12 protein-coding genes are annotated in these 14,347 nt (G+C 38.7%); 10 read left to right on the plus strand and 2 right to left on the minus strand.

Annotation, left to right across the window (positions count from 1 at the left end):
* Positions 1–242: 242 nt before the first annotated feature.
* The 7 genes from RFW85_RS17785 to RFW85_RS17815 all read left to right on the plus strand — a co-directional run bounded on the left by RFW85_RS17785 (position 243) and on the right by RFW85_RS17815 (position 5,187).
* Positions 243–1,121: a VacJ family lipoprotein gene (locus tag RFW85_RS17785; protein WP_171545191.1), complete on the plus strand. Its 879-nt coding sequence runs from the start codon at positions 243–245 to the stop codon at positions 1,119–1,121.
* A gap of 111 nt (positions 1,122–1,232) precedes the next feature.
* Positions 1,233–2,201, plus strand: coding sequence for an RsbU family protein phosphatase GigA (gene gigA / locus RFW85_RS17790; protein WP_002117221.1), 969 nt, complete (start codon positions 1,233–1,235; stop codon positions 2,199–2,201).
* A gap of 102 nt (positions 2,202–2,303) precedes the next feature.
* A complete protein-coding gene (gigB, locus tag RFW85_RS17795) occupies positions 2,304–2,825 on the plus strand; it encodes an anti-anti-sigma factor GigB (protein ID WP_002117273.1) in 522 nt (173 codons plus the stop codon).
* 25 nt (positions 2,826–2,850) lie between these two features.
* Complete coding sequence (locus tag RFW85_RS17800; RefSeq protein ID WP_309171749.1) at positions 2,851–3,675, plus strand: carbon-nitrogen hydrolase family protein; 825 nt, start codon at positions 2,851–2,853, stop codon at positions 3,673–3,675.
* A 14-nt stretch (positions 3,676–3,689) separates the two neighbouring features.
* On the plus strand, positions 3,690–4,064 hold the full coding sequence (locus tag RFW85_RS17805; RefSeq protein WP_005804300.1) for a DUF4951 domain-containing protein: 375 nt from the start codon (positions 3,690–3,692) through the stop codon (positions 4,062–4,064).
* Between the two features lie 165 nt (positions 4,065–4,229).
* Positions 4,230–4,667: a MarR family winged helix-turn-helix transcriptional regulator gene (locus tag RFW85_RS17810; RefSeq protein WP_170247694.1), complete on the plus strand. Its 438-nt coding sequence runs from the start codon at positions 4,230–4,232 to the stop codon at positions 4,665–4,667.
* Between the two features lie 88 nt (positions 4,668–4,755).
* Complete coding sequence (locus tag RFW85_RS17815; RefSeq protein WP_005066315.1) at positions 4,756–5,187, plus strand: organic hydroperoxide resistance protein; 432 nt, start codon at positions 4,756–4,758, stop codon at positions 5,185–5,187.
* Positions 5,188–5,242: 55 nt separating this feature from the next.
* Here the strand turns inward: RFW85_RS17815 and gspE are convergent, their stop codons facing one another.
* On the minus strand, positions 5,243–6,733 hold the full coding sequence (gspE, locus tag RFW85_RS17820) for a type II secretion system ATPase GspE (protein WP_170247693.1): 1,491 nt from the start codon (positions 6,731–6,733) through the stop codon (positions 5,243–5,245).
* 96 nt (positions 6,734–6,829) lie between these two features.
* Between gspE and RFW85_RS17825 the strand changes: the two genes are divergently transcribed.
* Both RFW85_RS17825 and RFW85_RS17830 read left to right on the plus strand, forming a co-directional pair.
* A complete protein-coding gene (locus RFW85_RS17825; RefSeq protein ID WP_170247692.1) occupies positions 6,830–7,651 on the plus strand; it encodes a hypothetical protein in 822 nt (273 codons plus the stop codon).
* Between the two features lie 9 nt (positions 7,652–7,660).
* Positions 7,661–8,578, plus strand: coding sequence for a mechanosensitive ion channel family protein (locus RFW85_RS17830; RefSeq protein WP_170247691.1), 918 nt, complete (start codon positions 7,661–7,663; stop codon positions 8,576–8,578).
* Here the strand turns inward: RFW85_RS17830 and RFW85_RS17835 are convergent.
* Positions 8,568–11,372 (minus strand): DUF2339 domain-containing protein, encoded by a 2,805-nt coding sequence (locus tag RFW85_RS17835; RefSeq protein ID WP_170247690.1) that lies wholly within the window; start codon positions 11,370–11,372, stop codon positions 8,568–8,570. The two genes, RFW85_RS17830 and RFW85_RS17835, sit on opposite strands and share 11 nt — an antisense overlap.
* Positions 11,373–11,526: 154 nt before the next feature.
* Here RFW85_RS17835 and polA point away from each other — a divergent pair, with 154 nt between their 5' ends.
* Positions 11,527–14,298 (plus strand): DNA polymerase I, encoded by a 2,772-nt coding sequence (gene polA / locus RFW85_RS17840; protein WP_170247689.1) that lies wholly within the window; start codon positions 11,527–11,529, stop codon positions 14,296–14,298.
* Positions 14,299–14,347 lie beyond the last annotated feature (49 nt).

Consider the following 14,347-nt stretch of genomic DNA (forward strand, 5'->3'; position numbering starts at 1 on the left):
TTTTTCAACAAGTTTCTATCTACATCACCGCCGATGGATGTGCATTATAGACCATTACATTCCCTTTGCAACCCTTTTTTTAAATCAATATCATTAACTGGATACTTTTTATGCTTTTTAGCATTTTATCTATATTATTTGATCAATTTTACATTGATAATAGGTTATCAATTTTGTATTAAAACATATCTCCACCCAACTGCACATTTAAGTATTAGCCTGGCTGGCGGTTAAGGAATTATATGAATTATTCTAATTTAATTTTACTAAGCGTATTATCTGTAGGTGTTTGCACCTCTCTATATGCTCAAGAAAATACTATAAGTGAATCTTCTGATGCTAGCTCACTAGAAGAAACAGCACCGACTCATACGCGCTCACAAATTATTAAAGATTTAAAAAATATTAAAGTTAAAGATTTAAAAGTTAATGCGAATGCGGCACAACCAGATCCTGTAAAAGACCCATTACAATCATTAAATCGTCCAATTTACTCATTTAATGACATGTTGGACCGAAATTTTTTACGCCCAGTTGCTGTGCAATATAGAGAAAAGACTCCAGAAGATGTACGTGGTTCTTATCGTCAGTTCCGTAAAAATCTTGGAGAACCTTGGAATGCTGTTAACCAGCTTATTCAAGGCCGTCCTGGTCGTGCGGCAAAAACCCTAGGTCGATTTACAATTAATACGTTAACAACTCTTGGTTTAGCTGACCCTGCCAGCCGTTTAGGTTTACCAACTGAGGAAGAGAATTTTGGTGTAACTCTCGGTTACTATGGTGTTCCTTCTGGCCCATTCCTGATGTTGCCTTTTTTCGGTCCAAGTACCTTACGTGATGGTTTTGGTTTAGCAGTAGACGCCCAAGCACGCCCACAGAAATATGTTATGGATGATCAAGATGGTCTTTATTGGTCAAGTAATATGTTACAAGCGGTTGATACGCGCGCTCAATATCTGGATCTCGATCAGACCTTACAAGGTGATCAATACGCCATGATTCGAGATTTATATCTCCAACGTAAAGCATTCCAAATTGCAGAGAAAAAGGGTGACTCAGCTGATGTATCTTTCATTGATGATGACTCAGAAGATGCACCAGATGAGAATCAAAACCCTTAAAAGATGAAATCAAGGTATTGCTCGGATTAAGAGTTCGGCAATACCTTGATTTTGATCATACATACTCTATGATGAATAAAGTGATCATATAAAAGGACTACCATCTCTTCTATGTATTTTATTAAACCGACACGCTCTATCCCTTATTTAGAGCAAGCTTTGGATAAACTGCCAGGCTTACAAGTCATTAACATAGATGATTTAGATTTATATGATCCAACCATCATTGCAATAGCAGATGTACAAGATTTCCTTACATATAAATGGAATTTACCAACGATTGTCATTGCTTTTGAACATGAAGGTAGCGCTTTAGCTCAAGCTTGGGAAGCGGGTGCTCTTGCAGGTTGGGTATGGAATCAACTACCTAACGATTTAAATAAAGCATTATCAAGAATTGATGCTCAATATAAACGCAACCAAGATAGTCGTGATTTACCTTCAGCTGCTGAACTACAAAAAAGACTATTGCCTAATCCAATTGATCTATTAAATTATCAAGTCGAAACTTTTTTTCAGCCTTCAGCTTATCTTTCTGGTGATTGGTATGACTATTGGAAATTAAACGATAAGGAAGTTTTATTCTATCTTGCCGATGTTTCAGGACATGGCGTAACTAGCAGCTTATTAACATCTTGGATGGCAGCTTTCCATGGCCGCTCTAAAACACCAAGACAATTAATAAAAAAATTAAATGGAATGTTGGTTCAAGAAAATATTGAAAAACATATTACAATTGTAGTTGGTATTTTAAACCTTGAAACACATACGCTTCGCTGGTCAAGTGCTGGACACTACCCTCCTCCTATCATTTTTGAACCTAATCAAGCTCCCAAAATTCTAACAACAAGTAGCTTCCCATTAGGCTTGACTGATGAACTCGAAGTTGAAGAGCATGTTTGTACATTAAATCACCAAGCACGCTTCATTGTTTGCTCAGATGGAGCCCTTGAACCTTTTGATGGTGGGTTAAATGATCAGTTCCAACAATTGGTTCATCATTTGCAAAATCAATCATTCCAAGCACCCGATCATGTGGCTGATGACATTGCCATCTTCAGTCTCTGTCGAATGAATTAATTTACGAATCAATTAATTACATAATATACGACTTAAGCACTCTTGAGTCTGCGATGGCACTATGTGATAATTTTTCTATCCTTCTCTGAAAATGGCATTTATATGTCAACAGGTCATGTTGAATATGCAAGTTTAAATGGAACGCATATTTTCAAACTTATTGGTGAAGTGCGAGCCCATTCTTGTATAAGTCTAGACAAACTTTTAAACAGAATTGAACAGCAAGAGAATGTTGTTGGTGCAATCGTTGATTTAACCCAAACAACATTTATTGATAGTACGGTCTTAGGCATCCTGGCTAAGCTAGGTTTAAAGCTTAAACAAACTCATCATATTCAAGCTGTGATGCTATCTACCAATCCAGATATCACAACCTTAGCCAACAGTATGGGGCTAGGGCAGGTTTTTGTCATTTTGAATTATTGTGGCGATCCTAACGTTTGCACATTAACGTTAACTGATGAACAGATCACCCATAATGCAATGCTAAGAACAGTTCTGGATGCACATAAGACATTGATGAAACTAAATGCAAACAACCAGAATATGTTTGAGCCACTTGTGAAGCAGTTACAGAAAGAACAAGATACGCTTGAACAGGTATCAGATAAGCAAAATGCCTGACTTTAATATTAAGCCGGATTAGAATATGACCCTTATTTCTGTTGCTCAAATGAACTCGCAAGATGATATTGAAAATAATTTTCAAGTCATTGAGTCGTTGATTCAACAAAGTAAGGCGCAAAATGCCAGCCTGATTGTTTTCCCTGAAAACTTTGTATGTTTTGCAGCAGGAAAACAACGCGAAACAGCTGAGCAATTTGAGTCTATTCAACAACGGCTTGAGAAACTAGCACATCAATATCAAATCTGGATTGTGGCCGGTACTTTACCATGCCCATTTCGTCCAGATGGATCTACCATTCAAGATGGTAGAGTCCGGACGGTTAGTCTTTGTATCAGCCCTGAGCGTACAGAAGCACGTTATGACAAGATTCATTTATTTGATGTACAAGTGGGTGATGCTATCGGTGGTTATCAAGAGTCTCGTTTCTTTGAACCTGGAACAGACGTAGTAGTCACATCTACCCCTTTTGGCAATATTGGCTTAATGGTATGTTATGACTTACGTTTTCCAGAGCTTGCTCTAACTCTGAGACAACAAGGCGCTCACATTCTTACTGCTCCTGCTGCATTTACTTATACAACTGGACAAATGCACTGGCAGCTTTTGCTACAAGCTCGGGCAATGGATAGCCAATGTTATGTTTTAGGCGCAGCACAACAGGGCTGGCATGGTGAAAAACGACAAACCTGGGGACACTCTGGGGCAACAGATAGTCGTGGCCAAATTTTAAGTATGATTGGATATGAAGGGAGTGGTTTAATCACTGTACCCTTTGATTTAACAGCACAAGAACTCGTCCGCTCTTCAATGCCTCTGATGACTCACCGTAAATTGGTTCATTATTAAAAGTTTAATTATTCATGTGGAAATACTTATTTAGCATTTTTTGCTTGGGGGCAAATATTCATTGTTATGCAGAGTTTGGTACAACAAACCATTTTGTTTCGCCTGCTGCACAGCTCAACTCAGATATTCTTCCAGCAACTCCTAAAAATATCCCCTTGCCCGCTTTTGGCCAAAGAATTATTGGCTGGGGTACGGGCGCAGAAGGTGCAAGACAACGTTTAGAAAATATTCAGCCAGCAGATGTTTCTGTGATTAAAAAACAAGGAACCACGCTTGAAATGATTACTGCATGGCAAGATTTTTATGAACAAGAGCAACAACGCAATGCAAATAATCCTACTGCGAAGTATCGTGCGCGTTTAATGAAAAAGATTGCAGATTTGTGGTAAACACTTTCATCTAGAATATTTTTATCTTATGGAATAATTGATGTAATTATTCCATTTTTTATATCCCTTAATTTACTTTATTCATAACCGATTCTTATGAAAATTTAAGAAACTGAATAGAACACGATATACTACAAAAGCAATATTAGTTTCTTTGAGGAAGATATGGACCAAGACTGTCAAAACTTAAAGCTTGAGAATCAATTATGTTTCCTCATTTATTCAACAAATTTAGCACTTAATCAACTCTACAGAAAACTTCTAGCACCTTTGGGCATTACCTATCCCCAATATTTAGTTATGTTAGTGTTGTGGGAGCAAGATGAAGTAACTGTTTCAGAAATTGGAGCTAAACTTTTTTTAGAATCATCTACCCTCACCCCTATCTTGAAAAAGTTAGAAGTCCTCCATTTGCTTCATCGTACCCGTTCAACTCAAGATGAGAGACAAGTGATTATTACACTGAGTGATGAAGGGAAAAAATTAAAAGATCAAGCAATCCATATTCCAGCAGGCGTATTAGAAGCAAGTTCATGTGATATGACAACACTACTAGGCCTTAAAGATCAACTTACTAAACTCCGTACAAACTTAGTCAAATAAACAGCAATTTTTTTAAAAAATATACTTGTCAAAATATTTAAGTCGTGTACGATATATTTGCATTCAATTTATTTTAGGAATAAAAACGATGTCATTAGAAAAAGTTGTTTATCGTGCAAAAGCTAAAGCAACCGGTGGTCGTGATGGCCGTGCGACTTCATCAGACGGCGTATTAGATGTACAACTTGGTGTACCTAAAGAAATGGGTGGCGCTGGTGGTGCTGTAACAAATCCAGAGCAGTTATTTGCAGCTGGTTATTCAGCATGCTTTTTAGGTGCTTTAAAATTCGTTGCAAACCGCGATAAATTTAACATTAGTAAAGATGCTTATGTAGAGGGTGAAGTAGGTATTGGACCAATTCCTACAGGTTTTAGCATCGAAGCGACTTTAAATGTTTACTTAGTGGGTATGGATCGTGAAGAAGCTGAAAAGTTAGTTGCAGCAGCTCATATTGTTTGCCCATATTCAAATGCAACTCGCAACAATATTGATGTAACCTTTAATATCGTGACTGAATAAGTTTTAATATTAAAAAAATGCCCGCATCAAATCGGGCATTTTTTTATCTTACATATTATGCTTCACTTGCCTCATTGGTTACACGAAGCACTTCTTCAAGTGTCGTTTTACCTGCAAGTACTTTGCGCAAACCATCATCACGAATAGAACCTGAATACTCACGAGCATGATTTTCTAATTCATATTCAGCTGCGTTACCATGAATTAGACGGCGCATAGGTTCATCAACTGGTACGATTTCATAAATCGCTGTACGTCCATTAAAACCTAAATGTGAACAATGATCACACCCTTTGGCTTCAGGTAACTGCAACAACGGTTCATTATGAATATGTTGAAAAACCTGTTTTTCAAAAGTATCAGCTTCACGCCATGTCATACAATGTGGACATAAAGTACGAACTAAGCGTTGAGCAATCACCCCAATTAAAGAGCTTGATAATAAGAAGGGCTCAATTCCCATATCTTTAAGTCGAGTAACCGCACCAATAGCGGTATTGGTATGTAGTGTTGATAAAACCAAATGACCTGTTAAAGATGCTTGAACTGCAATTTCAGCAGTTTCCAGATCACGAATCTCCCCCACCATCACCACATCAGGATCTTGGCGTAACATTGCTTTTAAAGCACGAGCAAATGTCATATCCACTTTGGTATTCACTTGAGTTTGACCAATGCCTTCGAGTTGATATTCGATTGGATCTTCAGCAGTTAAGATATTACGAGTATTGTCATTTAGATCAGACAAGGCTGCGTATAAGGTGGTCGTTTTCCCCGAACCTGTAGGCCCTGTGACCAAAATAATACCGTGGGGACGATGCACTAACTGAGTTAAACGCTCATAGTCATTAGCCATTAAGCCTAAATGAGTCATATTGAGACGGCCCGCTTGTTTATCAAGCAAACGCATAACGACCCTTTCACCATGTGACGATGGCAAAGTTGAAACACGCACATCCACTTCACGGCCAGCAAGACGTAAAGAAATACGTCCATCTTGTGGTATACGTTTTTCAGCAATATCAAGCTTCGCCATAACTTTAATGCGCGAGACTAATAACGGCGCTAACTCACGGCGTGGTTGTACAATCTCACGTAATTGTCCATCTACACGTAATCGTACAGATAGTTTCTTTTCAAAAGCTTCAATATGAATATCAGAAGCTCCAACTCGAATTGCTTCAGAGAGAAGTGCATTGATCAGACGAACAATAGGTGCGTCATCTTCCTGGTCCATCAAATCTTCTGTTTCAGGAACCTGATCAGCCAAACTCAATAAATCCGGATGATCTTCTAAACCAGCTGCAACTTGTTGTGATTCTCCTGTATCACCTGCGTAACTCGTACTTAAGAGCGTATTAAATTCTTGTTCAGTACATAATTGATAATGAGCTGGCTTACCCAAGATGCGTCTTGCTTCCTGTAATGCAATTTTTTCAGTGTTTTGACGTCTAATAATAAATACCTGATCACCGTCATAACGAAATAAAACACCATGACGCTTGGCAAAACTATATGGAACTTGTATTTGTTTCAATATTTGCATCACAATTTATAATGATGAGTAAGATGATTTTGAGTGTACTCTAAGCAGATTACAGCGTGAAGTCTGTTTAACAACTCGGTAGAGGAATTTTGCGTCTTGTTTGAAAATAATGAATATCAGCCTCACCCCCAGAATTCTTTAAAATGGTGGGGTGAACAGCACTTTGAAATTAACCAGTCCAAAGCATGGCAATTCGGTTCAATGCTCTTTCGTTTAACGCGTGGCATAAAGGAATGGCGCATCGAATATTATCGTCCCTCTCTTCAGGATGATAATGAGCAAGATTGGCATTCAATTGCAGATCCACATTTCGCCTTTCCACATAATGTTCAAGTAGAACGTTATATGTTTCGAAAGACCAATCCAGAATTTTTACTGATGCCACGTCTGGCAGACCGCTCTGTGGTCATTAAGCCGATTGATCCTATTTATATTCCAGCAGGTCAACGTGGGACTCTATATATAAGTACACCATTATGGATTGCTGGTTTAGTCGAAAGCCAGCATGAGCCTTTGTTTGAAATTCCTGTAATTCAACCTAAAGACACATGGTTTGGTCCTAATGCACAGCAAGGTGAAATCTGTTATGCCACTTCCGTGGATGGTCGTACTGATTTGAATCTATTAACACCACGCGCTTTCCGTGCTGTAACTCCAATCGACTTTCACAACACCAGTAATCATCAATTACGCTTTGATCGCATGAATGTACCAGTTACCGCGCTTCCTCTTTTTTATAGTGAAAGTACTGGTCGTTTATGGACTTCTCAAATTAAAGTTTATTATGAGGGTTCTGATCGTCCGGCACGCATTCGTATTGAAAACCGTACGCCACCTCTTGCTGGTGAAGTGACCTATGTTCACCCACCGCGTTCACCTGGTGGAGCACTATTTAATATGTTTGATTCATTCTTTTAAGAGGTTTATATGGCTGATTCAAATATTCCTAAAGATATCGCTGATAGCCTCAAAAGTATATTTACCAATATCAATACCGAGCGTATTAGTGAAATTTTAGTCGCTGTTGTGCTGTGTTTTATTGGCTTTGTTCTTGCTCGTATTATTTCGAATACGTTTATTAGAACCATTGGCTCACGTTTTAATGCTCATCAACGCCTTGTATGGCGCCGCGGTATTTTTTATTTTATTTTCTTACTTTTCATTATGACGAGTTTGAAAGAAGCTGGGTTCAAACTTAGTGTATTCCTCGGTGCAGCAGGTATTTTAACTGTAGCACTCGGTTTTGCATCGCAAACATCTGCCAGCAACTTGATTAGTGGTTTATTTTTGATTGGTGAAGGTTCATTTGAAGTCGGCGATACCATTCAAATTACCCTCATTCGTGGCAATACTATTGAAGGCGAAGTGATCTCAATCGACTTACTCTCCGTGAAATTACTTACACTCGACAATGTTTATATTCGTTTGCCGAATGAACAACTTATTCGTGCGCCTGTACACAACTTATCTAAATATCCGATACGGCGTATTCCAATTACACTCGCAATTAACTTCCATGAAGACATCATAAAAGTTCGCGAAGTTCTACTTAATGTAGCAGCACATTATCCACTCGTATTGGATGATCCGAAACCTGCAGTTACGGTTACGGCCTTTCGTGAATCATCAATTGAGCTTTTATTTGCAATATGGTGTCGACAAGAGAACTCTTTAAAAGTACGTGATGAAATGCAAGAAAGAATCAGAAATGGATTTTTAGATAACCGAATTGAAATTCCTGTTCCTAAAATGGGCTTGATTGATCGACCATCTACTGGTTTTCCTGACGATGATATCGATCAATACAGTAATCAAAAAGAATTAAAACGAGAGCCTAAAGCTTAGGCTCTTGATTCTTCTGTGCGGTAGATGACGGGGGTAATGGCGCAAGATAAGCAATAATTAACATTACTCCACCTGCTCCAATAAACGAAATGACCCGAGTTAATGTCGCACTTTGCGATAGATCAAGCAGAATCAGCTTTAATACCACGATTCCTAAAAGTGCAGCACCTACAAACCATAATTGACGAATCATTTTACGACTTGAGAATGTAGTTAATATAAATGCCAAAATAACCCAAAGTAATGTCAAACTTAACTGCACTACACCATTTGTCCAAATTGAAACGCTCCAGAGTGGCGTTGCCCAGTAATAGTGCAAGCCCCTAACAACCACACTACTGAACACTAATAAACCACCTAAAATTGTTATAATTTTAAAAGTCCACTCTAGTGATTTATCTTGATCAAAAGCATGTTGATAAATAATAAAGAGCAGTCCTGCAAATACCGCAATTGAAAGGAAATCCGTTAAGTTAAATAAGGGAACAAAATAAAGGTACTCAGCGGAGTGGCGATCAACGCTCACAACTAACAACCAAATTAAGTTTAAACACCAAACAGGAATTTGATGCAATAGTGTCGTTTTATGAGCCTTATACGCCCAAAGCGAATAAACCACAGGGATAAAAGCCAGAGCAACAACTGGCATTTGTGGAAAGATCGCCAAACCAACTACTGCTAACACCAACCAGTTTAAACCAGCCCAGATGTTTAAGTATCCAGACTGACTCGACTGCGGTTGAGCCATAAGAAATAAGCTGCCAAGAATAATGGTAGCGACTAAGAAAGTAGTTTGTTGTAATGAGTCTACCCATTTAAACAACGTAAACACTTGACTCGCAAACGCATCACCCAAAACTAACAACAGTAACAGGCTAATTAAAATTAACTGCAAACTTTGCCATTGCACACGAAGTTTATAGTGAACAACTGCACTAAATATTGCTATTAGAACTACGGCGAACATCAAATATGGGCTCAAAGCATGATGATGCCATGCCATTATTTCTACACCAGCTACAGCACCCGCATACATTCCTAAACACAAGAAAATGCCACTAAACATGCTTGCACTAAAATAGCGTTGCTCTTTACTGTTGTATTGCAATAAATAAAACGCAGAAATAAATTGGGCAATTGCATAGATGCTTGTGCTTAGCGTTGGGAACTCTTCATTTGCCCACACCTGATAAAACAGCGCAATAGAGCTGAGTAAAACTAAAACTACACCAATATATCGGCTTAAACGGTAACGCTCAGTTACTCCCCACACAATTAAAGCCGTACCTTGAGCAACCCAACCAATTGCTGTCCAATGTGCTCCTTTTGCAAGCGGGAAAATTAAGGCAAAAAATGCAACTGCGAGAATGAAAAAGCTTTTTGCAAGAACTGAAAGCTGAGGATGAGTTTTCTTAATCCAGAAAGTTAATACTGCATAGGTGCCCGCCAAGACAGCTGCACCAATCGTCAATGCTTGTGTAGACTCATGTACCAAGTAAGCATGGAGGGTAAAGCCCAGTACTGGCACACTAAAAATAAGTCCCACATCTAAGAGTGGTGGTAAACGAATCCCTTCGCGTTTTTCATGTGCTGACTTCCGAGATATATTTTGGCTATAACGAACACTTAACCAAATAAACAGCGCGATATGGCACCACAAAATCCAGTCTAATGTATTAAATTTTGCGGGTTCTCCATAAAATGCAATTGCACTACCACCTATAAACATTGTGGCAAAGAAAGCAATTTGATTTAAGATTTTCCAAGGCTGAATAAAATTAACCGCAGCAACTGCTAAGTTAATTACTAAGTAATAGCTAAATAGGAAGGTTACATCAGGGCGATATTGTGGAATAACTAAAGGAGCCGCATAAGCCATACCAAGTGCTAATATTGCCAAATAAATAGCTTGTTGTTTTAAGCTCAGGAATACCGTAATAGCTAATAAAATCGTAAACAGAATACTCGCTGTAGTTAGGTTGGGAATTACACCAAAATGATGTGAGAACACAAGTGTCAGGAATACAACAGCCAGCCCGACACCTTGCAATGCCACAGCAAAAAGCTGATTTTTCTTTTGCAATGTATACCCAAATGCCGTTAACACACCTCCAGCAATCGCAATAAATCCAAGTTTCACACCTAAACTAAGTTGCCAATGCTCACTTGCAAAACGTAATAGCAACACCACCCCAACCATAAGCACAGCAACAGCAACTCTTAAGATTGGATTGCCATGAATCATCCAATCCACGGCTGGTTGCCACCATGCGGTTTGTACATGGGCTGGTTGTTCTGTTTGATTTAAAGGTGTCATTCTAGCTGGGACTAGCGTGTCCGTATTACTGGAACTAACTTGTTCTATTACAGGATTTATAACTTCTGTTTGTATGGTCTCATTTACATGAACAGTTTGTTTTGCTGACTCGAGGTATAATAGTCGAGTATGAAATGCACTGATGGTTTGAATCAAACATAGTAATAAAACCAGTAAAGCCCCACCAGCAATCCACATCCAATGATTGATATAAGCAACTAATGCAACCAATGCTGCTGCATAAATCACTGTTCTTTGCATGTGAATAGAATAAAGTGGCGTTTTCTGCTGAGAAAACTGCTGTTCTAAATGAGTTAAACGCTCATGTAGATTTGACAGTAATTGAACTAGAATGACAGTAAGTGCAATAGATAAAGCAACAACAGCACTCTGAAATTTAAAACCAATTGAAATGGCTAAAAACAAAGTCAAAGCGATCAAAACAATGATCATTCCCTGTTTGTCTTTTTTATACATGGGCTTAGCAATATGACACCTTCATTACAGGTCATATTACTTCAAGCCAATACAAGCGTATATTTATACATACAAAATACTGCAAAAATCATAAACCTGCATTCATGGCCGTTTTCACGTAAAATACCCGTAATTCAGATTAAGGAATTGTTCAATGCCACCATTTGTCTTGGTTGATGGGTCCTATTTTTTATTTCGTGCATATCATGCATTACCACCATTGACGACCTCTACAGGGTTACATACCAATGCAATACGTGGGGCAATTTCTGCCATTCAAAAATTAATGCGCCGTATGCAGCCAACACATATGGCTGTCATTTTTGATACGCCTGAGCCAACTTTCCGCCACAAGCTTTCACCTATTTATAAAGGTGATCGCCCGACCATGCCGGAAGAGTTATCTCAACAGATTCCATATTTGCATGCATTGATTAAAGCTCAGGGGATTCCTTTATATAGTCTTCCGGGTGCAGAAGCAGATGACATTATCGGTACGCTCGCTAAACGTGCTGTACTCGAAGGCCATCATGTACTTATCTCAACCGGCGATAAAGACATGGCTCAGCTCGTCAATGATCATGTAAAACTTGAAGATAGCTTTAAAGATCGCGTAATGGATACCGATGGGGTATTTGAAAAATTTGGTGTTTGGCCAAATCAAATTATCGATTACTTAACCCTTATGGGCGATGCGTCTGATGGCATCATGGGTGTACCTGGCATAGGTGCAAAAACAGCAGCTAAGTTACTAACTGAATATGGCACTTTAGACAATATTATTGCCAATGCAGACCAACTTAAAGGCAAACTTAGCCAAAATATTAAAGATAACTTAGACAATATTAAGCTTGATCACCAGTTAGCGAGTATCGTCTGTGATCTTCCTTTAGAGCTCGATTGGCATGAGTTAAAGCTTACTGATCCAAATGTTGAAGCTCTACGTAATCTTTATACTGAGCTTGAGTTTAGAAACCAATTACAGTCGCTTGATCACCCAAACAATCCAAATAGCTCAAGCTATAAACAACAAGCTTCACAAACTGTTGTTCAAAATGAAGTTAAACCTGCTGAATCTATAGAAACCGAAGACCAAGCAAGCTTAACTAGTCAAGATGACCAGCTTGGAACTGCAAATTATCACACTGTTTTAACCCAAGAAGCATGGGATCAGCTCTTGCAACGCATGCAAAATGCCGATCATTTTGCCATTGATACAGAAACTACAAGCCTTGATTACCGTATTGCCGAAATGGTTGGTTTTTCAATCGCCTTTGATGCACAAGACGCTTATTATGTGCCTTTAGCGCATAATTATGAAAATGCGCCGCAGCAACTAGATCGTAATCAAATTCTGGCTCAAATTAAGCCTGTGCTAGAAAATGAAGCAGTTAAAAAAATTGGGCATCACCTTAAATATGATGCCCATATCTTTGCGAATCATGGCATAGAACTTAAAGGCTGGTATTTCGATAGCATGCTTGCATCTTATGTATTGAATGCAGCAGCCACTCGTCACGGCATGGATGACGTAGCTCGTGTCTACTTAAGCCACTTAACCACCACTTTTGAACAAATTGCTGGTAAGGGTGCTAAACAAAAGACTTTCAATCAAATTGAGATTGAAGTTGCTGCTCACTATGCTGCAGAAGATGCTCATGTGACTTATCGTTTATATGAAGTGCTTTCAAACAAACTTAAGCCATTTCCTGAGCTAGAAAATATTTTATATAACATCGAAATGCCAGTTGCCCGTATTTTATCGGGTATGGAAGAAGATGGTATTCGTCTAGATCATGCTTTCTTAGATAAATTAAGCGTTGAATTTGCAAAAACAATGGAAGGGCTTGAAAATCAGGCGATGGAAATTGCAGATGAAACTTTTAATATTGCATCTCCTAAACAAGTAGGTGAAATCCTATTTGATAAATTAGGAATTAAAGGCGGTAAAAAAACTGCAACTGGACAATACAGCACCAGTGAAAGTGTTTTAGAAAAAATTGAACATCCTTTAGCGGAAATTATTTTAGAACATCGCGGTTTAGCAAAGCTAAAAAGTACCTATACTGATCGTCTAGTTGAGCAATCTCATAACGACACGCATCGCGTACATACGAGCTATCACCAAGCACTGACAGCGACAGGCCGTCTCTCCTCTTCTGATCCTAACTTACAAAATATTCCAATTCGTAGACAAATTGGGCGTCAAATTCGTAAGGCATTCATTGCACCAGAAGGACGAGTTTTACTAGCAGCCGATTACTCACAAATTGAACTTCGTTTAATGGCTCATTTCTCTCAAGATGAAGCATTAGTACACGCATTCCAGCATGGACAAGACGTTCACCGTCGTACTGCTGCCGAAGTATTGGGTATTGCCATTGAAGATGTGACCAATGACCAACGCCGTCAAGCGAAAGCAGTTAACTTTGGTCTACTGTATGGTATGTCTGAGTTTGGTTTAATTCGTCAGTTAGGTTTCACACGTCAAGAATCACAGAACTATATCAAACAATACTTCCAGCGCTATCCTGGCATTTACGAATACATGCAACGTACCCGCCAAGTAGCATCGGAACAAGGTTTTGTTGAAACTATTTTAGGTCGTCGTCTTTATACACCAGATATTGATGCACGAAATGTAATGGTACGTAAGGCTGCCGAACGTGCTGCAATTAATGCACCGTTACAAGGTAGTGCCGCTGATATCATTAAACTTGCAATGATTGAAGTCGATAAAATCTTACCAAAAGATCAAGCCAAACTACTACTTCAAGTACACGATGAATTAGTGTTTGAAGCAGATCAAAACATTGCCGAAGAGCTCTCTAAGCAAATCGCGACTGTCATGGAATCTGTAGTAAAAATTTCTGTGCCTTTAGTTGTTGAAGTTGGGCAAGGGCAAAACTGGGATGATGCCCATTAATTAGTAGAAATAAAAAAAGGGCTGTATTAACAGCCCTTTTTTATTGCGT

The sequence above is a fragment of the Acinetobacter sp. 12966 genome, from assembly GCF_031196995.1.
In the GTDB taxonomy this organism is placed as follows: Bacteria; Pseudomonadota; Gammaproteobacteria; order Pseudomonadales; family Moraxellaceae; genus Acinetobacter; species Acinetobacter geminorum.

What these genes read in the sequence shown, in the direction of transcription:
- RFW85_RS17785 (WP_171545191.1), top strand. Translation starts at nt 243, where the DNA reads ATGAATTATTCTAATTTAATTTTACTAAGCGTATTATCTGTAGGTGTT.
- gigA (WP_002117221.1), top strand. Translation starts at nt 1,233, where the DNA reads ATGTATTTTATTAAACCGACACGCTCTATCCCTTATTTAGAGCAAGCT.
- gigB (WP_002117273.1), top strand. Translation starts at nt 2,304, where the DNA reads ATGTCAACAGGTCATGTTGAATATGCAAGTTTAAATGGAACGCATATT.
- RFW85_RS17800 (WP_309171749.1), top strand. Translation starts at nt 2,851, where the DNA reads ATGACCCTTATTTCTGTTGCTCAAATGAACTCGCAAGATGATATTGAA.
- RFW85_RS17805 (WP_005804300.1), top strand. Translation starts at nt 3,690, where the DNA reads ATGTGGAAATACTTATTTAGCATTTTTTGCTTGGGGGCAAATATTCAT.
- RFW85_RS17810 (WP_170247694.1), top strand. Translation starts at nt 4,230, where the DNA reads ATGGACCAAGACTGTCAAAACTTAAAGCTTGAGAATCAATTATGTTTC.
- RFW85_RS17815 (WP_005066315.1), top strand. Translation starts at nt 4,756, where the DNA reads ATGTCATTAGAAAAAGTTGTTTATCGTGCAAAAGCTAAAGCAACCGGT.
- gspE (WP_170247693.1), bottom strand. Translation starts at nt 6,733, where the DNA reads ATGCAAATATTGAAACAAATACAAGTTCCATATAGTTTTGCCAAGCGT.
- RFW85_RS17830 (WP_170247691.1), top strand. Translation starts at nt 7,661, where the DNA reads ATGGCTGATTCAAATATTCCTAAAGATATCGCTGATAGCCTCAAAAGT.
- RFW85_RS17835 (WP_170247690.1), bottom strand. Translation starts at nt 11,372, where the DNA reads ATGTATAAAAAAGACAAACAGGGAATGATCATTGTTTTGATCGCTTTG.
- polA (WP_170247689.1), top strand. Translation starts at nt 11,527, where the DNA reads ATGCCACCATTTGTCTTGGTTGATGGGTCCTATTTTTTATTTCGTGCA.